We start from the raw sequence: 25,755 nt of genomic DNA, 5'->3' as shown, positions 1-25,755 counted from the left end.
CTCTCCTCTGATTAATGGCTGACGGACAACAGCGGCTGGCCGGCATCAACCACGCTGGTGGATTCGATGTCTACGGAACGATAATCGTCGCTGTTGCTGATAATAATCGGGGTCGCCAGGTCATAACCGGCGTCCAGAATGGCCTGGCGGTCAAATTCAAGCAGCACATCACCGGCTTTGAACTTATCGCCTTCTTTAACATGGGCGGTAAACGGCACACCATCGAGTTTCACGGTGTCAATACCAACATGGATTAACAGCTCAATGCCGCTATCGCTGAGCAGACCAATCGCATGTTTGGTCTGAAAGAGTGACGCCACTTCTCCGGAGAACGGCGCAATCACTCTGCCGACGCTGGGAATGATCGCCACGCCTTTTCCCAACAGACCGCTGGCGAAGGTGCTATCGGGGACCTGATCCAGCGCCAGTACGGTACCAGTCATCGGGGCAAGAATATCGTTTTCCGATACCGGAGCAAGCGGAAGGTCCGATGCTTCCGCCCGGCTTACCGGCAGTCCGGCGATAAAGGTCAGCGCGCAAGAGATAACCAGTGCAGCCACGATGCCAATCACCCCGCCCCATACGGTGTTGTCGATTCCTTGCGGCGGAATCATCTGCGCCAGAGTGAAAATATTGGCAAAGCCAAAGGAGTAGACGTGGCTGTCGCTCAGCCCAACGATGGCCCCACCGATGGCGCCGGCCACACAGCCGAAGATAAACGGGCGACGCAGCGGCAGAGTCAGACCATAAATCGCCGGCTCGGTGATACCAAAGATCCCGGCGGATACCGCAGATCCAGCCAGCACTTTTTGCCGCGCATCGCGGGTGCGCAGGAAGATCCCCAGCGCCGCCCCAACCTGGCCCATCACCGCCGGCAGCAGCATCGGCAGCATCGAGTCCTGTCCCAGCACCGTCAGGTTATTAATCATCAAGGGGATCAGCCCCCAGTGCAGGCCAAAAATAACGCATACCTGCCATAGCGCGCCCATCGCCGCGCCCGCCAGCCACGGCGCGACGGTGTAGATTATCTGGTAACCGTGGGCCAACAGCTGACTGAGCCAGGTGGCCACCGGGCCGATCGCGAGGAAGGTCAGCGGAACCACTACGGCGATGCAAAACAGCGGCGTAAAGAAGTTTTTCATTGCTGAAGGTAGCAGCGCGTTGCTTTTGCGCTCCAGCCAGCAGCTCACCCACGATGCGAGGATAATCGGGATCACCGAGGAGCTGTAGTTGATAAAGGTTACCGGGATGCCGAGAAAGTGCGCCGCCTCGCTACCGGGAAGCTGGGCCGCGTCAAAGGCCTGAATCATCATCGGATGGGTCAACGCCCCGCCGATCACCATGGTAATAAACGGATTACCGCCGAATTTTTTCCCGGCGGTATAGCCCAGAAACAGCGGGAAGAAAAAGAACAGCGCGTCGCTGGCGGCAAACCAGATTTTATAGGTCCCCTGCTGCGGAGTCAGCCAGCCGCAAACCACCGCCAGCGCCAGTAGCCCTTTCAGGATCCCCGAGGCCGCCAGCACGCCGATAAACGGCGTAAAGATACCGGAGACCACATCAATCACCTGGCCAAGCACCGAGGTTTTTTCCGCGGAACCGGTCACCGGTTCGCTGTCGTCCGTCAGACCCGCTTCAGTGCGTACCGCCTGCCAGACATCGTGGACGTGGTTACCAATCACCACCTGGAACTGACCACCGCTTTCCACCACCATGATGACGCCAGGGTTGGTCTTCAGTCCTTCCGCGTCCGCCTTCTTGTTCTCTTTGAGCTTAAAGCGCAGCCGTGTGGCGCAGTGAACCAGACTCACGATATTCTCTTTGCCACCAACCCGGCTAAGAATATCCTGCGCGAGTGCTTTATATTCCATGCTGTTTTCCTTACTTCCGCTGCCCGCAGGCAACCGTGACTGAGTGTAAAAATAAAAAAAACCCGAGAACCACGCCGGATGGCGTCGCGCTCAGGTTTTGCCTGCGTTATGCAGTAACAATCCAGTTTTCAGTAAAGGGAATTAACGCCCTTCTTTTCTCACCCGCTCGATATGAATGGCGAGAAACATAATTTCTTCCGTCGTCAGCGACCGCTGATAGCTTTTCTGTAGATGAATCGCGACGGTTTCGGCACATTTCCACGCTTTGGCGTAGTTATCTTTCACCGCGCTGTGCAAAGTGACGTCATCATCTGCCACCACCGTGCGCGTCAGCATCCGCTGGGCAAAAAACTTCAGATGAGTGACAAAGCGCTGGTAGCTCAGCGACTCTTCGTCATAGTTCAACTGCAGTTGATACTTCACCAGCTGCAGGATCTCCTGCATCACCCGGGTGACATGCATCACTTCCGGCATTTCGCTGTTGAGCTGCGCGGTGACCAGGTGCAGCGCAATAAATCCGGCCTCATCTTCGGCGAGCTCAACGCCGAGCCGCCTGGCGATAATCGCCCGCGCCTCCTGCCCGAGCTCAAACTCTTTCGGATAAAGCCGCTTAATTTCCCACAGCAGTACGTTGCGGATCGTCACCCCATTCTTTTGCCGTTCAATAGCAAAATGGCAGTGATCGGTCAGGGTGATATACAGGCTCTCCTGCAACTTACCCAACCGCCCGCGCGCCAGTTCAATAATCCGATCGCAGGTGGTCATCACTTCTAACGGTATCTGACTGAGTAATTCACCTAAACGGCCAACCAGTTCATCGCTCTGCAGCGCGAAGATCTTTTCAATTTTACTTTCGTCCAGTGAGTCACCGACGCGTTTCTGAAAGGCTAGCCCTCGCCCCATCACCACCTGTTCGCGTCGCTGCTCATCTAAAACAACCACCACATTATTATTAAGAACTTTGGCGATTTGCATATGAACCCCAGAAACAAAAAAACCTGACCCCCGACAAAGCCGGGAAATCAGGTTTTGCCTGCCGAAGCAGTAGCAATCCAACACCCGCACTGTAGCAATTTCTTCCGTCGGCTCAACCTGCGAAGCCGAAAAACGTGATACGGATCGCGACTAATCACTCGACGCGGTATAGACCGTCAGAAAGTCACCACGGTTTTCCACTCGATGACCCAGGCATCCTGAGTCTGAGCGACGCCGCCCGGACGATGCCAGTACTGCAGTCCTGGCTGCAGCTCAAGCCACGAAACCGGACGCAGGCGGTAGTACAGTTCAGCATTCACTGAATGCCCGGCCACCGGCTGATAGTTCGCCGCGTAGTAGTCCGTGGCTCCGCTGACCTCATTCATATACTGCTGATTGCGCGCGTAATGGTTGCTCATATCCATCCAGGTCAGGCCAAAGCCCAGCCAGTCTTGCGGACGGGCGTCAAACAGGCCACGATAGCGCATTGATGCGGCTACGGCGGTATGGATGTAGTTGCTGCGCTGATCGCTATAGCTGCCGCTCAGCGAGACGCTCATCCCGCGATCGGGGTCGTCGGCATGGCGGGTTATCTGCTGGTTCATCCCGGCATACAGAAACCAGGTGCGATCGTATTGCGCATATCCTTGCGGATCGGTGGCCCCGGGGCCGCCGGATTTTCCGCTATACAGATCGCTCTGCGGCGCGTTGGTGTAGAGCACACCGAGGTTATACGCGCCGGAAAGGCCATTGATGACCGGCCGCGCTTCAATCTCTACCGGCAGCAGAATGCCTTTGCTGCCTTTTGTCGACCAGCTCCACGCGTGGCTACGGGAAGAGGCTTCCGGGTTTTGCTCCATGACACCGCCCTTCAGCGTCAGCGTCGGGGTCAGCTTATATTCGACGGTCGTTCCCCAGGTATGGACGTTCCAGTTGTTCCAGGTCATCGAGTTAGCGGACTTGCCGCCGCACTGTGAAAGCAGCTGGAAATCGCAGGGGATAATCTGATCGAAGGTCTGCACCTTATTCATCATCCCGATACGCCACGTCAGACGACGGTCATCGAAGCTACGGGCAAAGGTCAGCCAGCCAAGACGGGTAATAGACTGGCCTCCCCAGCTCTCCTGCGCCAGATCGTTAAAATTAACCCGCGGATCCTGCAGCCGCTGGGTGGTCAGGTTGTCATCGTGGTTACGGTTAACGATATTACCTTCGATACGTGCATCCGGGATCCCGGTCCAGCGCTCCAGGTCCTGCGTAAAGGTCAGAGCGACCTGATCGATATAAGCCAGCTGTTTATCATGGTTATATCCGCCGCCCGCGTTGTAACCCATTTCATTGAGGTAGCCGAGATTATAATGAAATCCGTTATTTTCAAGGATTGGACGAATCCCTGACATCTCCCCGAGCAACCCTTTTTGCGGGTTCTCAAAACCTAATACCGTACCGTTCCATTTTTCCGTTTCCGCGGCAAAAGCGCCGGGCGTTAACAGCGAAAATGTCACTATCAACAGGAGGGGATTTATTTTTTTGTTGTGCATAATGATATCCGTTGTGACTGAATAAGGGTAATAGCTGGCCCCAGGCAATAAACCCGCCCGTTTTTCGTCTTTATATTTATTTTTTCAATACCTGCCCGTCAGCCATTCAACGGCGTTGTTGACACACATGGGCAGATCATAAGTCATTGCTTTAAATGAACATTTAATTCCTCAAAAATAAAAGGCAAAAAAAAACCTAAGCACTCCAGCCACAAATGGCGGAAGTGCTTAGGTTTTGCCTGTATCAGTAGCAACCCTGAATATATAAGTTACACAATATCACTCAGCGACAGAAATGCCCATCAGCAGATGGTTCCCGAGTAATAAAGTGTGAGCGATTTAACAATCTTCCCTAATAACGGGCAATGGCTAGCGCAATGTCCGCCGAGGTTTTCAGCGTGCGTATTTCATTAAACACGACCAGCGCCTCATCATATTCTTTGCGTAAATAACTGAGCCACTGTTTAATTCGCGCAACATGATACAGCCCGGTATCGCCCTGTTTTTCCAGACGCGTATATTTTTTCAGTAGCTCCACGACCTGCGGCCACGGCATGCGCGGTTCGTTATATTTGATGACCCGACTTAAATTTGGCACGTTTAGCGCGCCGCGACCAATCATTACCGAGTCGCAACCGGTGACCGCCAGACACGCCTGTGCGCTTTGCCAGTCCCAGATTTCGCCGTTAGCGACAACCGGAATTGACAGCCGCTGGCGGATTTCGCCAATCGCCGCCCAGTTGATCCGCTCCGCTTTATAAGCGTCTTCTTTCGTGCGGCCGTGAACCACGAGCTCCGTCGCGCCGGCCTGCTCTACCGCATCGGCAATTTCGAACTGCCGCGCTCCGCTGTCCCAGCCCAGGCGAATTTTGACCGTCACCGGCAGATGATCCGGTACCGCTTCGCGCATTGCTTTTGCGCCGCGATAGATAAGCTCCGGGTCTTTAAGCAGCGTCGCCCCGCCGCCGCTGCCGTTCACCAGCTTTGACGGACAGCCGCAGTTCAAGTCAACGCCCCAGGAGCCCAGCTCCACCGCCCGCGCGGCATTTTCCGCCAGCCACTGCGGATATTGCCCCAGCAGCTGCACCCGAACACGGGTGCCGGAAGGGGTGCGGCTTTGATGATGGAGTTCCGGGCACAGTTTATAGAACGATTTTACCGGCAGCAGCTGATCCACCACCCGCAGAAACTCGGTGATGCACAGATCGTAATCGTTAACCTCGGTCAGCAGCTCGCGCACCAGCGAATCGAGCACGCCTTCCATCGGCGCCAGTAATACACGCATATTGTTACCCGGAAAAAAAAGAGGCGCTATGGTAGCGCCTCTGTGCGTCGGTTGAAAGATCTCAATGTGGTTCGGCTGCGCCTGGCAGGTCGAGAGGTGCGATAAGGCAGGGATACCGCCCTTCGCGTCACGCGCAATTTGCCACGCCGCGAACAGCGGAGTTGCGCCGGGGCGGCGGGACAAAAGCGCAGCGCCCCGCTCTCCCCGCGGCGCTTTCACTATTATTTATCGCAGGATTCATCAACATGCATTCCGCATGCCCGAAGGTTCCATTACTCTATTAAATCTATGCCTGGAATTCATGATGTGATCGGTAGCACATTTCAAGGTTTAATTGTATGATGAATACGGTTCATCAAGGGTTATTACCATGAGTAAATCGCTGAATATTATCTGGCAGTACCTGCGGGCTTTTGTCCTGATCTATGCTTGTTTATACGCCGGGATTTTTATTGCTTCCCTGCTGCCCATTACCATTCCAGGCAGCATCATCGGCATGCTGATTTTGTTCGTTCTTCTGGCGCTACAGATTATGCCGCCGAAGTGGGTCAACCCCGGCTGTAACATATTGATTCGCTATATGGCGCTGCTGTTCGTGCCTATTGGCGTTGGCGTCATGCAATATTGGGATCTGCTGCGTGCGCAGCTCGGCCCGGTGGCAATCTCCTGCACGATCAGTACATTAGTGGTCTTCCTGGTGGTGAGCTGGAGCTCACATCTGGTTCACGGCGAACGTAAAGTGGTCGGTCAAACGGAGGACGTCAAAGATGATGCATGAAATCTGGTGGTCCTTGCCGCTGACGCTGATCGTCTTTTTCCTCGCCCGCAAGCTGGCCGCGCGGTTTAAATTTCCGCTGCTGAATCCTCTGCTGGTGGCGATGGTGGTGATCATCCCCTTTTTGTTGCTCAGCGGTATCTCCTACGATCGCTATTTTCAGGGCAGTAAAATTCTCAACGATTTACTTCAGCCTGCGGTTGTGGCGCTGGCCTTCCCGTTGTATGAGCAGCTGCATCAGATCCGCGCCCGCTGGAAATCGATCATTACGATCTGCTTTATCGGTAGCGTCGTGGCGATGGTAACCGGCACTACCGTCGCGCTGCTGCTCGGCGCGACACCGCAAATCGCCGCGTCGATTATGCCGAAGTCGGTCACCACGCCGATTGCGATGGCGGTCAGCGGGAGCATTGGCGGTATTCCGGCCATCAGCGCGGTGTGCGTCATTTTCGTGGGGATTCTCGGCGCGGTTTTCGGCCACAGCCTGCTTAACCTGATGCGCATTCGCACCAAAGCCTCGCGCGGCCTGTCGATGGGGACCGCATCGCATGCCCTCGGGACCGCCCGCTGCGCGGAGCTGGATTATCAGGAAGGGGCTTTCAGCTCCCTGGCGCTGGTGCTGTGCGGGATTATCACCTCGCTGGTGGCCCCCTTTTTGTTCCCGCTGATTCTGGCTATCGTCGGATAATAGTGACCTACGTCACATTTATCAGTGCAACATAAACATGTTGCATAAACAATGAGATATTAATCACATATACGGGCTACCCCCGCCCGTACACTAGATTCCCATTACATTGTTATGAGGCAACGCCATGCACCCACGTTTTCACGCTGCTCTTCCCCACCTGGCGGCAGACCTGCAAACGGCCATCGCACCGATGCTGATCGACCCACACTTCCCGGCTTTGCTGGATGCCGGTCAGGTCGCCACGCTGCGGAATGCAACAGGCCTCGATGAAGACGCGCTGGCCTTTGCGCTGCTGCCGCTCGCGGCGGCCTGTGCGCGCGCCGACCTGTCCCATTTTAACGTTGGCGCCATCGCCCGCGGTATTAGCGGTACCTGGTATTTTGGCGGCAACATGGAATTCCTCGGCGCCACGATGCAGCAAACCGTGCACGCCGAGCAAAGCGCCATTAGCCACGCGTGGCTGCGCGGCGAACGCTCGCTCAATGCTATTACCGTCAACTACACCCCCTGCGGCCACTGTCGTCAGTTTATGAATGAGCTGAACAGCAGCCAGGTCCTGCGTATTCATCTGCCGGGTCGCGAAGCGCATTCTCTACAGCACTATCTGCCGGATGCCTTCGGTCCGAAAGATCTCGAGATTAAAACGCTGCTGATGGATGAACAGGATCATGGTTTCCCGCTGACCGGCGACACCCTGGCGCAGGCGGCCATTCAGGCAGCCAACCGCTGCCATATGCCGTACAGCCAGTCGCCTTCCGGCGTGGCGCTGGAGTTGAAAGACGGCACCATTTTCGCCGGTAGCTATGCGGAAAACGCGGCATTTAACCCAACGCTGCCGCCGCTGCAGGGAGCGCTCAACCTGCTGAGCCTCAACGGATATGACTATCCGGATATTCAGCGCGCCATTCTGGCTGAGAAAGCCGATGCGGCGCTGATTCAGTGGGATGCAACCGTCGCAACGCTGAAAGCGTTGGGTTGCCACAATATTGATCGCGTCCTGCTCGGCTAAGTGACCCGTCATGCGGGCCTGTTGGCCCGCATTGTTGAAAATCCCCGCAATTAAACGATGGTTTCTTGCTCTTGCCCGGCGGGTAAAGTAGCCTGATAGCTCCATTGTCCACATGAGTCAGGTGAATGTTAAAGCGTGTGTTATACAGCCTGTTAGTCCTGTTCGGCCTGCTGCTGTTGACCGTGCTGGGTCTTGACCGTTGGATGAGCTGGAAAACCGCTCCCTATATCTATGATGAACTCCAGGATCTGCCCTACCGCCAGGTTGGGGTGGTGCTCGGTACCGCCAAGTACTATCGCACCGGAGTGATTAATCAGTATTATCGCTATCGTATTCAGGGTGCGCTGAACGCTTACAATAGCGGCAAGGTGAACTACCTGCTGCTGAGCGGCGATAATGCGCTGCAAAGCTACAACGAACCGATGACCATGCGCCGCGATTTAATCAAAGGCGGCGTCGACCCTGCCGATATCGTGCTCGATTACGCCGGGTTCCGCACCCTCGACTCTATCGTGCGCACCCGCAAGGTTTTCGATACCAACGACTTTATTATCATTACCCAACGCTTCCACTGCGAACGGGCGCTGTTTATCGCCCTGCATATGGGGATTCAGGCGCAGTGTTACGCCGTACCTTCGCCGAAGGATATGTGGAACGTGCGTTTACGTGAGTTTGGCGCCCGGTTTGGCGCGCTGGCGGATTTGTACGTGTTCAAACGCGAACCCCGCTTTTTAGGGCCGCTGATACCGATACCAACTTTGCAGGAAGTGCCGGAGGGAGCGCAGTCCTATCCTGCCGTAACGCCAGAACAGCTGCTGGAACTGCAAAAGAGTAAATGACGGGTCGTTGATGGCGGTATGCTTTCCGCCGGCCCACTCCGCCTTGCGCGGTCAGCTATTTATCGCGGTCTGGTTCAGGTAAACGGGTGTTCGGGCGAAGCGTTGCGCTAAGTGCGCTCTACAGCGGCCCGCCAGTAACCAGGCAGAGACCGCGACACCCCCTCCCGCTTTCACCCTGGCCGTGGTAAACAGACGAAAAAAAGCCCGCGCAAATGCACGGGCGGGATAACAACGGACGGTTATTTTTTGCGCGCGTATTTCAACGAATCCAGCGCCACGGCGAAGATAATGATCGCCCCTTTGATGATGTACTGCCAGTAGGGGTTTACGCCGATATAGGTCAGGCCGTAGTTGATAACGGTGAAGATGATCACCCCGGTCACCACACCAAGCACCGTCCCCACACCGCCGCTGAACGACACGCCGCCGACGACGCAGGCCGCGATCGCATCCAGCTCATACATAAAGCCGAGGTTGTTGGTCGCCGAACCGATACGCCCGGCCTCCAGCAGACCGCCAAAAGCATAGAACACACCGGACAGGGCATAAATCATCAGCAGGTTCAGCGCCACGTTAACACCGGAAACTTTGGCCGCTTCCGGGTTACCGCCGATGGCAAAAATGTTTTTACCAAAACGGGTTTTATTCCACAGGATCCACACGAAGAAGACCGCAATCGCCGCGTAGAACGTAATGTACGACAGGCGGAACGACCCCAGCGCGATAAACCCTTGGGCAAAGTGTGAGAAGTGGCTGTCAAAGCCGGAAATAGGCGATGCGCCGACAAAATCGTAGTACAGGGAGTTGATGCCATAGACGATGATCATCGTACCGAGGGTGGTGATAAACGGCGTCACGTTCAGGTAAGCGATAATGATCCCGTTAATCAACCCGATAACCGCACCGATTGCGCAGACCAGCAGGATCACCAGCGGAATCGGCATAGTCGCCATCTCCGGGAACACCTTGTTGGCATTATCGACCGCCTGGAGCATGGTTGCGGCGATAACCGCCGCCAGCCCGACCTGACGACCGGCAGAGAGGTCGGTACCCTGGGTCACAATCAGCCCGGCAACGCCGAGCGCGATAATAATACGCACCGAAGACTGAGTCAGGATGTTACTCAAGTTCAGCAAACTTAAGAACGTGGGGTCCTGGAAAATAATAATCGCCAGCAAAACCAACAGCACAACGTAAATCCCACCGTCTTTCAGGTACGTGAGAAAACTTTTTTTATTTAACGCACTCATGAGAAGCCCCTGCTCTTAAAGATGCAACGACGCAAGACGTAAAATTTCGTTCTGCGTAGTAGTTTTTGTCTCAACAATTCCGGCAACAAGACCGTTGCTCATAACCAGAATACGGTCGGTAATACCCAGCAGCTCCGGCATCTCGGAGGAAATAATGATGATCCCTTTATTTTTCTTCGCCAGCTCAGCAATCAGCTGATAAATTTCGAACTTCGCGCCAACATCAATCCCGCGCGTGGGTTCATCAAGCATCAGAATTTCCGGCTGGGTTAAAAGCCAGCGACCAATAATAACCTTTTGCTGGTTACCACCGGACAACGAACCAATTTGCGTATGCTGTCCGGGGGTTTTCACGCGCATCGAGTCAATCACCCACTGGGTATCGCTTTTCATGCGGGAATTGTCCAGCAGACCCACCTTGTTTTTATATTTCTTAATATTGGAGATCAGCGAGTTAAAGCCGATATCCAGATAAGCATAAATACCGGTGGAACGGCGTTCTTCGGTGACTAACGCAAAACCGTGGTTAATGGCTTCATTCGCGCTATGGTTATTGATCTTCTTGCCGTGCAGCGTAATCGTGCCGCCTGATTTTTCGCGGATGCCGAAAAGGGTTTCGACAATATCGGTACGCTTCGCTCCCACCAGCCCGGCGATACCGAGGATCTCCCCTTTTCGCAGATCGAAGGAGACATCGCGAATCGACGGCTGACGCAGCGAGGTCAGGTTGCGCACTTCCAGAATGGTTTCACCGGGCGTGTTGTGCTTCTCCGGGAAGCGCTGGGTTAACGAGCGCCCGACCATCATGGCGATGATCTTATCCATATCCAGGCCTTCCAGCGGCTGGGTGGCAATCCACTGACCATCACGCAGAATCGTGATTTCATCGCATAGCTGGAAGATCTCTTCCATCTTGTGAGAAATATAGACAATACCGCAGCCGCGTTCTTTCAGCTTACGGATAATCTTAAACAGGTGATTAACTTCTTTCTCCGTCAATGATGACGTAGGCTCATCCATAATGACAATTTTGGCGTCATAAGAAAATGCCTTGGCGATTTCAATCATCTGCATCTGCGATACTGATAACGTGCCGACGCGAGCGCGCGGATCGATATCAATATCCAGTTCATCAAATATTCCCTTGGTATCGCGATACATTTTTTCCTGATCGACAAACACGCCTTTGGTGGGATAACGCCCCAGCCACATGTTGTCCATCACCGAACGTTGCAATACCAGGTTTAACTCCTGGTGAACCATTGAAATACCGTTTTCCAACGCTTCTTTCGCGGAATGGAAATCGATCTCTTTTCCCTGAAAAAGAATACTACCGGAATCTTTTTGATAGATTCCAAAAAGGCATTTTAATAATGTCGACTTACCCGCACCGTTCTCTCCCATTAATGCATGAATAGAATGAGGACGGACTTTCAGATTGACATTATCGAGTGCCTTGACGCCAGGAAACGATTTGTTGATATTGCTCATTTCCAACAAGAATTCGCCTGACCGTTCGCTATTATTGCTGACCATAGTTATACCTGGCTGCGTTCATGCACACCCCAACCGACGCAGACGCGTCGCTATCAGGGTCGGGTTCTGTATCAGGAATAATCGGGCGTGAATATCCGGGTATTTCCGCTTGCCGCAGCATTCGCTGTTCGGCAAGCGGAGCTGTTCCGGGAGCGCTCACGCCCGTAACTCAATAATTATTTACCGATAAACTGGCTCAGATTGTCTTTATCTACGCCAACATAAGGTACGCGGACGATCTTATTCTCAATCTTCCAGTTAGTACCCGCTGCCGCTTCTTTACCATCGGCCAGGTTTTTCGCCAGATCGAAGGTCGCTTTCGCCTGGTTGTTAGCATCGTTCAGCACGGTACCGGCCATCGCGCCAGATTTTACCAGCGCCAGTGCTTCAGGCAGGGCATCGACGCCGAATACCGGAATGCTGCTCTTATTGTGAGCCTTCAGCGCTTCAACCGCGCCCATTGCCATCGCATCGTTGTTGGCGATAACCACTTCGATTTTGTTCGCGTTCGGACCTGACAGCCAGGCATCCATCTTATCTTTCGCCTGAGCGGTATCCCACATCGCGGTGTCCATCTGCAGCTGCTGAGTCTTCAGACCTTTGTCATTCAGCTCTTTAACCACGTAAGTGGTACGCGCTTCAGCATCCGGGTGGCCCGGCTCGCCTTTCAGCAGGACATACTGAATCTGACCATCTTTGTTCAGATCCCAGTTCGGATTGGCTTTCCAGTGCTTGGCAATCAGGTCGCCCTGAATAATCCCGGACTCTTTGGAGTCAGTCCCGACGTAGAAGGCTTTGTCATAGCTATCCAGCGCTTTGCGAGACGGCTCTTTGTTAAAGAACACCACCGGTACGTTCTGGCCGCGCGCTTTTTCGATAACGGTGCCAGCCGCTGCCGGGTCCACCAGGTTAATCGCCAGCGCCTTCACCCCTTTTGCCAGCAGGACGTCAATCTGATCGTTCTGTTTGGACTGGTCATTCTGCGAATCATTCATCAGCAGCTGAACGTCTGGCGCTGATTTGCCGTCTTTCTCAATCGCCTTGCGCACGACCGACATAAAGTTGTCGTCATATTTATAAATGGTTACGCCGATGCGGGTATCCGCTGCGTGTGCCGCGGCACCAAATAACATGCTAGCCATAACAGCAGACAGGGTTAACACCTTCTTATTCATGGAATCTCCGGTTTTATTATGCAGGGTCGTTGGTGTGAAAATAGCCGGCGGGGACTTGTTACATTAGTGTTACCGCACAACAACATTCACGACTGTAAATTCTGTCTTCCGTGTAGGGTAACGCTCCAGAAATAGGACTTAATTAAGCGTTTAGCGCCTTATTGCTACGGTAAAAGTGATTAATCACCGTGACATAGTGGTTCAGACTGGTAAACGAGGCCATCATAATCAGTTGAATGTTAATATACTGTGAATTTACTCACAGATTGAAAGCGGTTACATAAGGCACATCATCAGTTAGTGATCGGCCCCGCAATTTGTCGCGGCATCACCGAATGACGGCGTACCAGCGTTGGCATAAAGCAATGACGCGCTTCATGATCCAGTTTGCCTGCCGCCCCCAGCAGCGCCAGCTCCGTTGCCAGCTTTGCCATTGACATAACAGGATAGCGCACGGTCGTCAGCTGTGGGTCGGTGTAACGAGAAATAGGGATGTCGTCAAAGCCGATCAACGACAAATGCTGCGGTACCGCAATGCCGTTATCTTTGAGCGTCGTCAGCGCCCCGGCCGCCATGCTGTCATTGTAGGCAAAGACCGCGGTGAGGCCTAAATTGCGCCCCAGCAGCTCAACCATAGCCGCTTCTCCACCCTGCATATCCGGCGTGCCCGAGCCGATCCAGCTGTCTGGCGCAATAATATTTTGTTCCTGTAACGCCTTACACCACCCTTCCCGGCGCATATCGTCATCTTCAATGCCGTGGTTTGAGGAGAGGTAGCCTATGCGCTGATGGCCGTGGTTCAGCAGCATCCGCGTGGCCATCAGCGCCCCGCTGACGTTATCCAGCCCCACGCAGCGGTGCGCGTAGCCGGGCACAATGCGGTTAATCAGCACCATCCCCGGAATATGCTCCATAAAGTCGCCAAGCTCTTCATCGCTGAGGGCTTTGGAATGGACGATCAGCGCGGAACAGCGCTGGCGAATCAGCACCTCGATGGCATGACGCTCTTTTTCCGCCTCATGGTAGCTATTGCCGATCAACACATATTTCTGGTGCTGCTGAGCGACCGTATCCACCGCTTTGACCAGCGCGCCGAAAAAGGCATCCGACACATCCATCACCACCACGCCAATGGTGTCGCTGACCTGCGTCGCCAGCGCCTGGGCGTTGGCGTTCGGCCGGTAGCCCAGCTGCGTTACCGCTTTCATTACATTTTCCCGCGTATCCGGGCTCACCAGCGCGCTGTTGTTCAGCACGCGCGAGACGGTCGCCACGGAAACGCCCGCCTGACGGGCGACATCACGAATGGTGATCATGCTTACCGCCCTTAAGAGAATTGCAATACGTCACACCCACCTCCTGTGTTCAGCAAGGTGGCTATTCTGGCAGCGACGTGCTGCACGCTACGTGAGAGATGTCACAAGCCTGGAAACGGTTACATCCGTTTTGTTAATGATTGTGATCGAGATCGTTATCTGGATGTGTTTTTTAGTGATGTCCCCGACGCACGCAGGGTTAACTGACGCCACAGCCATTCCACCGGCCCCTGACGGAAATAACGTAGCCAAAAGAGAGAGAAGGTGATATTTACCGCCCAGACCGGCACCACGAAAGCCAGCAACTGCAGACGGTCAAACTTCATAAACAGGCCAAAACGGTAAAAAATAGTGGTGCAGACCAGCGTTTGCAGCAGATAGTTGGTAAGCGCCATCCGCCCGACGCAGGCGATAGCCCCCACCAGCCGCAGCCTGCACAGCTGCGGCCAGAAGCCCCATGCCAGCGCGGCATAGCCTATGGTCTGCAGCGGGGCGCCCAGTTCGCGAGGAGCCTGTAACAGGAACGCACACCAGCGAGGATTCCACCCCAGATGCCACTGGGCAAAAATAGCCGGCAGATTGACGGCCATGCCGGCGACAATCAGCAGGGCGCCGGTGCGGCGATAGTGGCTAAGGCTAAACTGCCCTTTTAACCAGCCGCTGCGCATCAGCGCCGCTCCCATTAGCATCATCCCCGCCAGCTGCCAGCCGTACTGCGCCCCCAGCGCCAGCAGGTTATCGGAGAGCATATCGGCACGGTTGCTGACCGCCTCCAGCCCGCCGTTCAGCTTCCAGTATTGCTCATACTGTAAATTGGCCGCATCGGGCACCCATGAACGGTTCGGCGCGCCGCCGGAAATCACGCCGAGCAGCACGAGCACCGCAACACCGATGACGTAGAGCACGACGCCGGTGTTAAACAGCGATTTGATGTGATGCGCATCGCGCACCATGCGCCACGCCACCAGCCCCACCAGCGCATAGGCCAGCAGGATATCGCCATCCCAGAACAACAGACCGTGGATAAAACCCAGCAGCGCCAGGAGCGTCAGGCGCGACTGGATCCAGCGCTTGCCGCGAGGCAGCAGCATCTGTAGTCCGGCGCCAAACAGCAAGGCAAACAGCGTCAGAAATTTGACCTGCGCAAACAGATCGAGAATTGCCCAGGTCCAGGCATCGCTGAGGGAAATGCTCCCGGACCACGCCGGGTTGAGGTAGGCGGCCTTCGGCAAGCCGAAGGCGCTGATATTGAGAAGCAGGATCCCAAGGATGGCGACGCCGCGCACAAAGTCCAGCGTGACATTTCGCTCCATCTGCCCTGCTCCGTATTTTAGTTGTGGTGACGTACGGCGCGCAGGAACTCCTGGCGAGTATTCTGGCTGGATTTAAACAGGCCGCCCAGAGAGGTCGTCGTCGTGGCACTGGTGGCATCACGGATGCCGCGCGCTTTGACGCAGTAATGCACCGCATCAATGGATACCGCAACGTTGCTGGTGCCCAGCAGCGTCTGCAGCGCCGTTAAAATCTGCTGAGTCAGTCGCTCCTGCACCTGCGGGCGCTGAGAGAAGAACTGCACGATACGGTTAATTTTCGACAGGCCGATGACCGAATCTTTCGGGATATAGGCTACCGTCGCTTTACCATCAATAGTGACAAAGTGGTGTTCACAGGTGCTGGTCAAGGTAATGTCACGCACGGTGACCATTTCATCGACCTGCATTTTGTTTTCGATAACGGTGATTTTTGGGAACCTGGCATAATCCAGCCCGGAAAAAATCTCATCGACGTACATCTTGGCGATGCGTCGTGGCGTTTCCATCAGGCTGTCATCAGTTAGATCAAGATTCAGCAGTTGCATAATCTCGGTCATGTGTCCGGCAATCAAGCTCTTGCGAGTTTCATTATCAATTTCTTGTACTGGCGGACGCAGCGGCGTCTCCAGCCCACGAGCGACCAGCGCTTCATGAACGAGTATGGCTTCTTTACTCAGTGCTGACATTTAGGTTCTCCTGCAGGTGTGGCGCTCTTTGCTCTTCTGCGGGCAAAGTTTGCATTCATTGTGCGTGAGGTGGCGCACATAATCCAGTAGCCGAAACGATAATTATTGAAATTTGCGTGAGCTATTGATCCCTCGCGACGGGCCCTGCCTGCCGCTCATTAAACTTGCCCTACTCGCCTTTCACTCAGCCACTTAGCGCCACGCGGTATGGCACCGTTTCCGGCGGGCGGGCAGCTGCGGGCATGTTGGCTAAAAGTTGCATTAATGATGCAATATGTTCCTCAAAGGAGGAAGTGAAAGTTACTCACGGGTAGATGAAATATCTGTATTATGACCTGACACCCGCATTTACCTTCCTGAGGAGCCCTGCATGGAATTGCTTGAAGAGCATCGCTGTTATGAAGGTCGGCAGCAACGCTGGCGGCACGACTCCAGTACCCTGAACTGTGCAATGACGTTCAGTATTTTTTTACCTCCCCTGCGTGATGAGACGCCGCCGCCGGTGCTCTACTGGCTGTCGGGGCTGACCTGCAATGATGAAAACTTCACCACCAAAGCGGGCGCCCAGCGTATCGCTGCCGAACTTGGTCTTGTGCTGGTGATGCCGGATACCAGCCCTCGCGGCGATGATGTCGCCGACGATAGCGGTTGGGATCTGGGCAAAGGCGCAGGTTTTTACCTGAATGCCAGCCAGGCGCCGTGGTCTGCGCATTTCCAGATGTACGACTACCTGCGTGACGAACTGCCGCAGCTCATCCGTTCGCAGTTTCACGTCAGCGAGCGCTGCGCAATCAGCGGTCACTCGATGGGCGGGCACGGCGCACTGATCATGGCGCTGAAAAACCCGGGTCGCTTTACCAGCGTTTCCGCTTTCGCGCCCATCGTTAACCCTACGCAGGTTCCCTGGGGGCAAAAAGCCTTCACCGCCTATCTGGGGGCCGATGAATCGACCTGGCAGGCGTGGGACAGCTGCGCATTAATGCAGGCCAGCCAGCCCGGCGATGCCATTCCGACGCTGATAGACCAGGGCGATAACGACACATTCCTCGCGCTACAGCTGCAGCCGGCGGTGCTGGCAGAGTGCGCGCGGCAGAAGGCGTGGCCGTTAACCCTGAGAATTCAGCCCGGCTACGATCACAGCTACTATTTCATTGCTTCATTTATCGAAGATCATCTGCGTTTTCATGCCCGCTATCTGCTGGCCTGATTGCCTGCCGGTGTGCCGCAGCCTCGTCGCGGCGCACCGTTTCCCGCTGGCCCGACCGCCGCGCAATGGCATGCGTCATTCAACAATCACCGTTTCTTTATTCTTCGACAGCAGGATCTTTATCAGCTCAATATAAGAAACCGGTTTAAAAAAATAATAACCTTGTAACAGCGTGATATTTTTCCGGTTGAGATAATTCAGCTGCTCTACGGTTTCAACGCCCTCAGCCACAATACGCAATGAGAGCTTGCGCGCCATTTCAAGCACGCAGTCCAGCAGCTTCGTCGATTCATCGAGGCCGTTCACCCGACCGACAAAGCTTTTATCGATCTTTATGTAGTCAATGTTCAAATCATGAAGATAAGACAGCCCTGAATACCCGGTGCCAAAATCATCCAGCGCAATTGTAAAAGCGAGGGCGTGCAGGGTGTTCAGATTCGCGATCAGCTGCTCATCGACGTGGAGCGGTTCACGTTCGGTGACTTCAAGCACCAGCGTTAAATTCTTGTTCTGGAAACCGTCGCGGTATTTCAGACAGTCATCCATAAACTGAGGCGAACTGATATGTGAAGCGCTGAAGTTGATACCAATATGAAAACCATCGGGCAGCTTGCTGGTGATTTTGTTCATCTGCACCACCACCTGCGCCATCAGGCTTTGGGTTAAGGGAATAATCAGTCCCGTTCGTTCCGCGAGGGGGATAAATGTCACCGGTGAAATAAGCCCCAGTCGCGGATGTTTCCATCTGGCCAACACCTCGACGCCATAGATAGCCCCGCTGCGGCCATTAACCACCGGCTGGTAAAAAGGAACGATCTCCCCGTTTTCAATGGCTTTACGTAAGTTATCCTCGGGGGTCGTGTATTTGTTCGCATACTTCAGCAGGATCCAGGCCAGGGCGCATGCCACGAACAGAATAAAGATCAACAAACCAGCCCCCTGATTAATCATTCGTTTAACACTAAAAAACGCCGGGAGATTGTATTCAATAGCAAACATAAATTCAGCCGATCGGAAATATGCGGTGGTACTGCGGCTTAAGTCGGTGTTTCTGACATCGCCTGCCGTTCCGATAGTCCGGTCGCCCACCACTAAGGCAAATTGCGTATTCTGTATATTGCTGCTCAGCGCATCGCGAATATGCACATCGCTGATGCTGATGACGGCTTTTCCGGCCGGAAAACGCGTTTGCCAGGCGAGAATCGGCCGACTGTTCACGGTATTTCTCGCGGGAATCAGCATTAACCGGGTGTCCGGCATATCGTTGAAATTCAACAGCAGAACCCGATTTCCCGGCAGGGAAGAACACCAGATTTTATCGTCCTTAATAATCAAAATCGTTCTGAGGTGTGGTTTAAGCGCCGCCTCCGTCCCAAGTTGGAACTGGCCTTCCGGCGTACAGCCTCTGCTCGCCACCTCCAGCGCGGTTGTTGTCGCCTGGCGCGCCTCCTCAAGAATGGCATCAATTCTTTTCGCGGCATGATGTGCGGCATTGGCGCTATTTATTCTGGCGGAGTACCACAGCTGTATATTCAAAATAGACACGCCGATGAGGATAAAAAATACAGCAACGAAAACAGGGAGTATGACATTGCGCATTATTGTTCTCTGTCAATGGAGATGCGATTAATGAATAACGTCGACATGCTCACCATTGATCCTCATGACGTCAGTCATGTTCTCAATCTTAACCCTGCCCTCTGAATGTGTTCTGGACACCAGCGGAAATAACCGGCGGATATTACCACTCACCGTCGAATTTCAGTTCTGAACAAACCGGAGGAAGTCATCCATCCTGATAGAGAATGGGAGCGTCTCTCCCTATAGTGTATACGCCATTTCGCGCCGCGCCTGTTTGTGTGATAACGGCGCCAGCGCATTGAAAAACATCCGCAAAAACAACTCACCGTCGGCATTGTGGAAACACCGACGGCGATGTAAGGTCAGGCCATCATGATGCAAAGCCGGCCAGAGGTTTATCCAGGGGCAGACAGCAGTCGCCATCTGCCCTCTTTCCGCTTCGATCAGAAGCGGTAGTCCACGGCCATAAAGTAGCGACGACCTTCTTCGGTATAGCTATAGTCGTCGCGGCTCAGATCTTTATCCCCCACGTTCAGCACGCCTGAACGCAGCTTCACGCTCTTCGTCACCTGCCAGGCCGCACCGATATCAAACATGGTGTAGCCGCCCGGGGTTTTCGAGGTGGCGCTGACAGCGCGCTGCTCGCCGGTATAATTCGCGGTGACGTAGAAGGACCAGTCATCCAGCGGTTTCCAGTCCAGCGTCCCGTTGGCGGTGTGGAACGGCAGCGATTGCAGCGGTTTGTCGCCACCGTTGCTGAGATCGCGGCCATCGTTATAGGTGTAGTTCACCGTCAGCTTCCACTCGTCGCCGAACGGCACTTTGACTTCGGTTTCCACCCCTTTAATACGCGCTTTGTTGACGTTGAAGTAGCGGAAGACCGGTACGCGTTTGCCGTTGACCGTTTTCCAGCCGACAAAGTTCGGGTAGCCCGGCGCTTCGCTGGCGCTGGAGGTTCGCAGAATATCGATCATATCGTCGACGTTATTCTGGAAGGTGGTCACGCTGCCTTCTACGCCATCCAGCAGCCCCTCTTCGCCGCGGTAGTAGAGGCCAAGTTCGAAGCTTTCGCTGGTTTCCGGCTTCAGGTCCGGGTTACCAATGATGCTGCACGAGCCACGGCAGGAGTTGGTGGTCCAGTCCGGGTTCAGCTGCAGCAGCGACGGCGCTTTAAAGGCCGTGGCCCAGCCGCCTTTTACGGTGACCGTATCGGTTGCGTTGTAGACGAGGTAAGCACGTGGACTCCAGTGATCGCCGTAGGTTTGATGGTCGTCCATACGAATACCGGTGGTCAGCGCCAGCGGTTCGAAAATACGCCACTCATCCTCAACAAACAGCGCGTACTGGCTGGCAGAGGTGGATTTTCCGCCGCTGCTCAGGTTGACCGGATCTTTCAGTTTATCGTGGCGCCATTCGCCACCGAAGGTCAGCAGCTGGTTAATCATCCCCAGCGGCAGAACGTACTTGCCGTCAACGGCATTGCTTTCAGAGGTGATCGTCCCGTCCTGGCCTGGGTTTTTGTTATCGACTTTTTCGCCATAAAACTTCAGTTCGCTATTGCCCACGTCCCAACGGCCGTTATGGCTCAGGGAGTAGTTCTGGCGTTCCAGACGGTTGCGGTCGAGGGAGTCGGAATCGCGATCCTGGCGATCGAAGCCATAGCCGGCGGTGATGTCCTGGTTATCGGTCGGCGTCCAGGCAAACTCAACGTTGCCATCGCGGCTGGTAAAACCTTCAATACGCGGCGTTTCGCCGGCGGCATTGCTGGAGGGCTGCTGATCGTCTTTCGCGCGTTTTGCCAGGTTGCCGTAGGCTTTCATCCCCAGCACGCCGTCAATCAGCGGGCCGCTGGTAAAGAACTGACCGTTGTAGGTATCACCGCGATCGCGATGTTCCTGAATCGTGGTATCGGCACTCAGGGTTCCGGTCCACTTCTGGCCGACTTTTTTGGTGATGATGTTCACCACGCCGCCGAGGGCGTCGGAACCATAGAGGGAGGACATCGGCCCGCGGACCACTTCAATGCGTTCGATGGCATCGACCGGGATCCAGTTTAAATCGAAATCGTTATGGCGGAAGACCGCGTTGCGCGAGTTGACGCGTTTGCCGTCGACCAGAATCAGCGTATAGCTGCTGTCGAGGCCGCGAATGCTGACGCCCTTGCGGTTGTCGCCTTCGTTGGTGAGCTGCACACCTGGCACGTCGCGCAGGACATCCTTCAGGTTCTGGACCGGGCGGCGCTGCAGATCTTGCTGAGTAATAACGCTGATACTGGCTGGCGCATCTTTGACGCTCTGTTCAGTCGCCGCGGCGGTGACGACCAGCGTTTCTTCATTCACTTCGGCTACGGCCGGAAACGCCAGCGATACGACGGATGCGCACAATCCCGCCCGGACAAAAGGGTTTAACCTGAACATTCCATATCTCCATGAGGTCTATAACGAATCAAACAAAAGGTGCAATTAACACGTACTGTCGGCGCACCGCTCATTGGCGGTACGCGCGGTCTTTTTTTACAGTTGACGTGGCTGGTCGCCCCTTGCTGGTTGTTCATGACCGGCAAGACAGGGAGATTGGCTTCATCCTGATTTTGATGAGGATGATAAAGATAATGATTTCGATTATCAATAAAATTATGAAGAACTGTATCAATTTGTAAGGCGTACAGCATAAAAAAAACCCTCTTTAAAAGAGGGTTTTGCGGGAACGATTACAACAAGCTTCGGCCGTCAGCCTTTAAATCGCTGTGGGAACTTCATTTCGCTATAGCGGACGAAACGGGTACCTTTTGCCAGCTTATAACCAAACCAGATCACCAGGAACAGCGGGATACCGATATAGGTTGCGGCCACGCCACCCCAGTCGATGGTGTCTTTCAGGAACGCTTCATAGTTCTGGCCCAGCGTGATAATCAGGCACAGCACGAAGGCAAAGATCGGCCCCAGCGGGAAGAACCCTGAACGGTACGGCAGATTGTTAAGATCGTTGCCCTGCAGCACGTAGCCGCGACGGAAACGATAGTGGCTGATGGCGATCCCCAGCCAGGCGATGAAACCGGTCATCCCGGAGGTGTTCAGCAACCACAGGTAAACGGTCTGGTTACCAAACATCGAGCTCAGGAAGCACAGCGCGGCAATCACCGTCGTGGCATACAGCGCATTACGCGGCACGCCGCCACGGGACAGCTTCGAGAAGATGCGCGGAGCTTTGCCATCGCAGGCCAGGGTATAGAGCATACGCGTTGACGCATACATTCCCGAGTTACCCGCCGACAGCACCGCCGTCAGGATAACCGCGTTCATGATTGCCGCCGCAGACAGCAGGCCCGCATGCTGGAACACCAGGGTGAACGGGCTGACGGAAATGTCTTTCACGTCGTTACGCAGCAGACTTGGGTCGGTATACGGAATGATCAGACTGATAATCAAAATCGCGAAGACATAGAACAGCAGGATACGCCAGAACACCTGGCGCACCGCACGCGGGATATTCTTTTCCGGATTTTCGGATTCGCCCGCGGCAATACCAATAAGCTCGGTGCCCTGGAACGAGAAGCCGACGATCATCGCCACGCCTATCATCGCGGAGAAACCACCGGCAAACGGCGCGTCATCAATGGCCCAGTTGCTCCAGCCCGCAGGCTGCGCGCCTTTAAAGATACCGACGATCATCATCACGCCGACAACAATAAAGATAATCACGGTGGCCACTTTGATCAGCGAGAACCAGTATTCCGCTTCGCCAAAGCCTTTAACCGAGATCCAGTTCAGCAGGAACATAATACCGAGGAACAGGGCGCTCCAGACCCAACCCGGCGTATCCGGGAACCAGTAGCTCATTACCAGCTGAGACGCCACGAGGTCAACGGCGATGGTCACCGCCCAGTTATACCAGTAGTTCCAGCCCAGCGCGAAGCCAAAGCCCTCTTCGACATAGTTCTGACCGTAAGTCGCAAAGGAACCAGATACCGGCATATACGCCGCCAGTTCACCCAGGCTGGTCATCAGGAAATAGACCATCAGACCGATCAGAATATAGGAAAGCAGTGCGCCGCCAGGGCCTGCCTGAGAAATAGTTGCACCAGATGCAACGAAAAGACCTGTACCGATGGAACCGCCAATAGCGATCATGGTCAAGTGGCGCGCCTTCAGTTCACGGCGTAGGCCGGGCGCTTCTGTGGTTTTAGTATCCGAAACCATGTGAAAATGCTATCCATCCAAAAAACGAGGCGCGATTGTAGCAGACGATCCGGGTTCTATCCGGTACAAATGCGAAGTTATAAGAGAGCTTCATGATCGACAATGGATTATTAGTAAAGCACTAATCCCCGGAAATGCCAGTCATAATCTGCTGATCTCTCACGATAATACCCTTGCTAGCCGCCGATGATTTATACCTGACAGTAGCGCAGAAAACGTTGTAATGCCTTGGAAATATGCTTTTGCCGATGGTGAATCCGCCACAGAGTGCGGGTCAGATTAGGCAGCGGGACTGGCAGTTCAACCAGCGATCCCACCTCCAGCTGTTCGGCGATAACCCGCCGGGAGAGGCAGCTGATGCCCAGGCCGTGACGCACGGCGTGTTTGATAGCTTCCGAATTGCCGAGCTCCATGCCCAGATGAAACGCCGGCAGATGCGACAGCAACAGGTAGTCAACGATTTCGCGGGTGCCGGAGCCATGTTCACGCAGGATCCACGGCGCTTCCGCCAGCCGTTGCAGCGTCACCTCCCCTTCCAGCAGCGGCGAATCCGGTGCGGCGAACACCACGAGCTCATCTTCCAGCCATGGCTCGGCGATAATGTCTGCCGCATGACATGGCCCTTCGATAAGCCCGATATCCACCCGCAGATCGGCGACCGCATTAATCACGTCCTGGCTATTGCCCACGCTCAGCTCCAGCGGCAGGTCGGGAAAATCTCGGCGATAGTGGGCGATAATTTCCGGCAGGATATAGTTGCCGATCGTGCTGCTGGCATAAACCCGGATCGCGCCATTGTCGCCGCGAAACAGCTGCTCAATCTCTAGCGCGCGCTCCAGTAATGCCAGCGCCCGCGGGTAGAGAAGCCGGCCATGTTCGTTTACCACCAGCCGCTTGCCGACGCGGTCAAACAGCTGCACGCCCAGCTGCCCCTCCAGATCGGTCAGCGCCGCGCTGACCGCCGATTGAGAAAGCGCCAGCATCTGTGACGCCTGGGTCGTTGACCCGCTCTTTAGCACCTCAGCAAATACTTCCAGCTGCCGTAGCGTGATATGCATAACTCATCCTGCCTTCATTTATATACAGCGTGGCTCTCCGACAACCGGTCGATGGTGAGAATGCCACTCCAGACGCGAAAATATTCGCATATACCCTGAATAATTCGAGTTGCAGGACAAGACGGTTAACCGTCCTGAACAGCGTTTACGCTGGCCCCAAAGGGTTCAGGCCATAGGCCGAATCATGCGGCCAGAGAGCAAGTCCCCCAGGCACTTACTGAAACATGTGACTGGGGTAAGTGAGCGCAGCCAACGCACAGCACCTTGATGTATGGCGGGTATACCACTTATTCCGATTGATTATAAATATATAATCAATTTTATATTTAAACCAGTCCGTCGTAATCTTTACACAGACAAAGGAGAAGGTTATGACAGCACTCACTTTACCGACTAAACATCGCACCCTATGGCATTTTATCCCGGGACTTGCGCTGACCGCCGTTCTGACCGGCGCTGCGCTTTGGGCTGGTAGCTTTTCCGCTATCGCCGGCGCCGGCTTCAGCGCACTGACGCTGGCCATCTTATTCGGTATGGTCATCGGTAACACGATTTACCCTAAGCTCTGGCAATCCTGTGATGGCGGCGTGATCTTTGCCAAACAACATCTGTTACGACTCGGCATTATTTTATACGGTTTTCGCCTGACGTTCGCCCAAATCGCCGATGTCGGCGTCAGCGGTATCACTATCGACGTACTGACGCTGACCAGCACCTTTTTTATCGCCTGTTACCTCGGGCAGAAGGTCTTCGGCCTCGACAAACATACCAGCTGGCTGATTGGCGCCGGTAGCAGCATCTGCGGCGCCGCCGCAATTCTGGCTACCGAGCCGGTCGTCAAGGCGGAAGCCAGTAAAGTGACCGTCGCGGTGGCTACGGTAGTCATTTTCGGTACCCTGGCTATCTTCCTCTATCCGGCGATGTATCCGATGCTGGCGCACTGGTTCACACCGGAAGCCTATGGCATCTATATGGGCTCTACGATGCATGAGGTGGCGCAGGTCGTAGCCGCAGGACATGCAATCAGCCCGGATGCGGAAAATGCCGCGGTGATTGCGAAAATGCTGCGCGTGATGATGCTGGCTCCGTTCCTGCTGTTTATGGCCGCTCGCGTCAAACAGCTGGCGCCAGAGGGCCAGGGAGAAAAAAGCAAAATCACCATTCCGTGGTTTGCCATCCTGTTCATTCTGGTGGCGGTGTTTAACTCTTTCCACCTGTTGCCAAAACCGGTCGTCGACATGCTGGTAACGCTCGATACCGTCCTGCTGGCGATGGCGATGGCGGCACTGGGGCTGACCACTCACGTCAGCGCGCTGAAAAAAGCCGGTGCTAAACCGCTGCTGATGGCCTTGATACTGTTCGTCTGGCTGATCGTCGGCGGGGGTGCCATCAACCTGGTGATTCACAGCCTGATGGCATAACCCGGTCGCGTGAACGCACGCATTCGT

At 54.7% G+C, this 25,755-nt stretch carries 20 protein-coding genes and 1 pseudogene; 6 read left to right on the top strand and 15 right to left on the bottom strand.

Annotated features, from left to right (window positions below; all coding sequences use genetic code 11):
• Positions 1-11 precede the first annotated feature (11 nt).
• From bglF to dusC, 4 genes and pseudogenes are all read right to left on the bottom strand, one after another.
• Positions 12-1,981, bottom strand: a pseudogene (bglF, locus tag AC236I_RS07775) (PTS beta-glucoside transporter subunit IIABC).
• A gap of 31 nt (positions 1,982-2,012) precedes the next feature.
• The gene (gene bglG, locus AC236I_RS07770; protein ID WP_004864750.1) at positions 2,013-2,846 is read right to left on the bottom strand and encodes a transcriptional antiterminator BglG; all 834 of its coding nucleotides are present in this window, start codon (positions 2,844-2,846) and stop codon (positions 2,013-2,015) included.
• A gap of 176 nt (positions 2,847-3,022) precedes the next feature.
• Positions 3,023-4,387 carry a carbohydrate porin gene (locus AC236I_RS07765; protein WP_015583844.1) on the bottom strand — a complete coding sequence of 455 codons (1,365 nt, stop codon included), beginning with the start codon at positions 4,385-4,387 and terminating at the stop codon, positions 3,023-3,025.
• Positions 4,388-4,739: 352 nt separating this feature from the next.
• Complete coding sequence (dusC, locus tag AC236I_RS07760; RefSeq protein ID WP_004864755.1) at positions 4,740-5,672, bottom strand: tRNA dihydrouridine(16) synthase DusC; 933 nt, start codon at positions 5,670-5,672, stop codon at positions 4,740-4,742.
• A gap of 370 nt (positions 5,673-6,042) precedes the next feature.
• Between dusC and AC236I_RS07755 the strand changes: the two genes are divergently transcribed.
• The 4 genes from AC236I_RS07755 to sanA all read left to right on the top strand — a co-directional run bounded on the left by AC236I_RS07755 (position 6,043) and on the right by sanA (position 8,986).
• Positions 6,043-6,450, top strand: a complete 408-nt coding sequence (locus tag AC236I_RS07755; protein WP_004864758.1) for a CidA/LrgA family protein — start codon at positions 6,043-6,045, stop codon at positions 6,448-6,450.
• Complete coding sequence (locus AC236I_RS07750; RefSeq protein ID WP_004864760.1) at positions 6,440-7,135, top strand: CidB/LrgB family autolysis modulator; 696 nt, start codon at positions 6,440-6,442, stop codon at positions 7,133-7,135. Before AC236I_RS07755 ends, AC236I_RS07750 begins: the two co-directional genes overlap by 11 nt.
• Before the next feature lie 127 nt (positions 7,136-7,262).
• A complete protein-coding gene (cdd, locus tag AC236I_RS07745) occupies positions 7,263-8,147 on the top strand; it encodes a cytidine deaminase (protein WP_004864761.1) in 885 nt (294 codons plus the stop codon).
• Between the two features lie 125 nt (positions 8,148-8,272).
• Positions 8,273-8,986, top strand: a complete 714-nt coding sequence (gene sanA, locus AC236I_RS07740) for an outer membrane permeability protein SanA (protein ID WP_004864763.1) — start codon at positions 8,273-8,275, stop codon at positions 8,984-8,986.
• 239 nt (positions 8,987-9,225) lie between these two features.
• On the opposite strand, the gene mglC is transcribed toward sanA, so the two are convergent.
• The 6 genes from mglC to folE all read right to left on the bottom strand — a co-directional run bounded on the left by mglC (position 9,226) and on the right by folE (position 16,262).
• Entirely contained in the window at positions 9,226-10,236 is a 1,011-nt protein-coding gene (mglC, locus tag AC236I_RS07735) for a galactose/methyl galactoside ABC transporter permease MglC (RefSeq protein WP_004864765.1), read from the bottom strand.
• A gap of 15 nt (positions 10,237-10,251) precedes the next feature.
• Positions 10,252-11,772, bottom strand: a complete 1,521-nt coding sequence (gene mglA / locus AC236I_RS07730) for a galactose/methyl galactoside ABC transporter ATP-binding protein MglA (RefSeq protein WP_004864767.1) — start codon at positions 11,770-11,772, stop codon at positions 10,252-10,254.
• Between the two features lie 176 nt (positions 11,773-11,948).
• Positions 11,949-12,947: a galactose/glucose ABC transporter substrate-binding protein MglB gene (mglB, locus tag AC236I_RS07725; RefSeq protein WP_004864769.1), complete on the bottom strand. Its 999-nt coding sequence runs from the start codon at positions 12,945-12,947 to the stop codon at positions 11,949-11,951.
• 293 nt (positions 12,948-13,240) lie between these two features.
• The gene (galS, locus tag AC236I_RS07720) at positions 13,241-14,263 is read right to left on the bottom strand and encodes an HTH-type transcriptional regulator GalS (RefSeq protein WP_004864771.1); all 1,023 of its coding nucleotides are present in this window, start codon (positions 14,261-14,263) and stop codon (positions 13,241-13,243) included.
• Between the two features lie 155 nt (positions 14,264-14,418).
• Positions 14,419-15,576, bottom strand: coding sequence for a DUF418 domain-containing protein YeiB (yeiB, locus tag AC236I_RS07715; protein ID WP_075808292.1), 1,158 nt, complete (start codon positions 15,574-15,576; stop codon positions 14,419-14,421).
• 17 nt (positions 15,577-15,593) lie between these two features.
• Positions 15,594-16,262, bottom strand: a complete 669-nt coding sequence (gene folE / locus AC236I_RS07710; RefSeq protein ID WP_004864775.1) for a GTP cyclohydrolase I FolE — start codon at positions 16,260-16,262, stop codon at positions 15,594-15,596.
• Positions 16,263-16,632: 370 nt separating this feature from the next.
• On the opposite strand from folE, the gene fghA reads away from it, so the two are divergent.
• Complete coding sequence (gene fghA, locus AC236I_RS07705; RefSeq protein ID WP_004864777.1) at positions 16,633-17,469, top strand: S-formylglutathione hydrolase; 837 nt, start codon at positions 16,633-16,635, stop codon at positions 17,467-17,469.
• Positions 17,470-17,544: 75 nt separating this feature from the next.
• On the opposite strand, the gene AC236I_RS07700 is transcribed toward fghA, so the two are convergent.
• From AC236I_RS07700 to yieE, 5 genes are all read right to left on the bottom strand, one after another.
• Entirely contained in the window at positions 17,545-19,068 is a 1,524-nt protein-coding gene (locus AC236I_RS07700; protein ID WP_487608731.1) for an EAL domain-containing protein, read from the bottom strand.
• 425 nt (positions 19,069-19,493) lie between these two features.
• Entirely contained in the window at positions 19,494-21,467 is a 1,974-nt protein-coding gene (cirA, locus tag AC236I_RS07695) for a catecholate siderophore receptor CirA (RefSeq protein ID WP_032717958.1), read from the bottom strand.
• Positions 21,455-21,721 carry a hypothetical protein gene (locus AC236I_RS07690; protein ID WP_004864783.1) on the bottom strand — a complete coding sequence of 89 codons (267 nt, stop codon included), beginning with the start codon at positions 21,719-21,721 and terminating at the stop codon, positions 21,455-21,457. Before AC236I_RS07690 ends, cirA begins: the two co-directional genes overlap by 13 nt.
• Before the next feature lie 58 nt (positions 21,722-21,779).
• A complete protein-coding gene (locus AC236I_RS07685) occupies positions 21,780-23,249 on the bottom strand; it encodes an amino acid permease (protein WP_004864786.1) in 1,470 nt (489 codons plus the stop codon).
• Between the two features lie 191 nt (positions 23,250-23,440).
• Complete coding sequence (yieE, locus tag AC236I_RS07680) at positions 23,441-24,307, bottom strand: DNA-binding transcriptional regulator YeiE (protein WP_004864789.1); 867 nt, start codon at positions 24,305-24,307, stop codon at positions 23,441-23,443.
• Between the two features lie 371 nt (positions 24,308-24,678).
• On the opposite strand from yieE, the gene AC236I_RS07675 reads away from it, so the two are divergent.
• Positions 24,679-25,728 carry a YeiH family protein gene (locus AC236I_RS07675; RefSeq protein WP_004864791.1) on the top strand — a complete coding sequence of 350 codons (1,050 nt, stop codon included), beginning with the start codon at positions 24,679-24,681 and terminating at the stop codon, positions 25,726-25,728.
• Positions 25,729-25,755 lie beyond the last annotated feature (27 nt).

Source organism: Klebsiella sp. Sb-30 (assembly GCF_057652795.1).
Note: the sequence above shows the minus strand (reverse complement) of the source record. Positions and strands in the feature narration are given on the sequence as shown.

Coding starts and splice junctions, on each gene's coding strand:
- bglG (WP_004864750.1), bottom strand. CDS start 2,846: ATGCAAATCGCCAAAGTTCTTAATAATAATGTGGTGGTTGTTTTAGAT.
- AC236I_RS07765 (WP_015583844.1), bottom strand. CDS start 4,387: ATGCACAACAAAAAAATAAATCCCCTCCTGTTGATAGTGACATTTTCG.
- dusC (WP_004864755.1), bottom strand. CDS start 5,672: ATGCGTGTATTACTGGCGCCGATGGAAGGCGTGCTCGATTCGCTGGTG.
- AC236I_RS07755 (WP_004864758.1), top strand. CDS start 6,043: ATGAGTAAATCGCTGAATATTATCTGGCAGTACCTGCGGGCTTTTGTC.
- AC236I_RS07750 (WP_004864760.1), top strand. CDS start 6,440: ATGATGCATGAAATCTGGTGGTCCTTGCCGCTGACGCTGATCGTCTTT.
- cdd (WP_004864761.1), top strand. CDS start 7,263: ATGCACCCACGTTTTCACGCTGCTCTTCCCCACCTGGCGGCAGACCTG.
- sanA (WP_004864763.1), top strand. CDS start 8,273: ATGTTAAAGCGTGTGTTATACAGCCTGTTAGTCCTGTTCGGCCTGCTG.
- mglC (WP_004864765.1), bottom strand. CDS start 10,236: ATGAGTGCGTTAAATAAAAAAAGTTTTCTCACGTACCTGAAAGACGGT.
- mglA (WP_004864767.1), bottom strand. CDS start 11,772: ATGGTCAGCAATAATAGCGAACGGTCAGGCGAATTCTTGTTGGAAATG.
- mglB (WP_004864769.1), bottom strand. CDS start 12,947: ATGAATAAGAAGGTGTTAACCCTGTCTGCTGTTATGGCTAGCATGTTA.
- galS (WP_004864771.1), bottom strand. CDS start 14,263: ATGATCACCATTCGTGATGTCGCCCGTCAGGCGGGCGTTTCCGTGGCG.
- yeiB (WP_075808292.1), bottom strand. CDS start 15,576: ATGGAGCGAAATGTCACGCTGGACTTTGTGCGCGGCGTCGCCATCCTT.
- folE (WP_004864775.1), bottom strand. CDS start 16,262: ATGTCAGCACTGAGTAAAGAAGCCATACTCGTTCATGAAGCGCTGGTC.
- fghA (WP_004864777.1), top strand. CDS start 16,633: ATGGAATTGCTTGAAGAGCATCGCTGTTATGAAGGTCGGCAGCAACGC.
- AC236I_RS07700 (WP_487608731.1), bottom strand. CDS start 19,068: ATGCGCAATGTCATACTCCCTGTTTTCGTTGCTGTATTTTTTATCCTC.
- cirA (WP_032717958.1), bottom strand. CDS start 21,467: ATGTTCAGGTTAAACCCTTTTGTCCGGGCGGGATTGTGCGCATCCGTC.
- AC236I_RS07690 (WP_004864783.1), bottom strand. CDS start 21,721: ATGCTGTACGCCTTACAAATTGATACAGTTCTTCATAATTTTATTGAT.
- AC236I_RS07685 (WP_004864786.1), bottom strand. CDS start 23,249: ATGGTTTCGGATACTAAAACCACAGAAGCGCCCGGCCTACGCCGTGAA.
- yieE (WP_004864789.1), bottom strand. CDS start 24,307: ATGCATATCACGCTACGGCAGCTGGAAGTATTTGCTGAGGTGCTAAAG.
- AC236I_RS07675 (WP_004864791.1), top strand. CDS start 24,679: ATGACAGCACTCACTTTACCGACTAAACATCGCACCCTATGGCATTTT.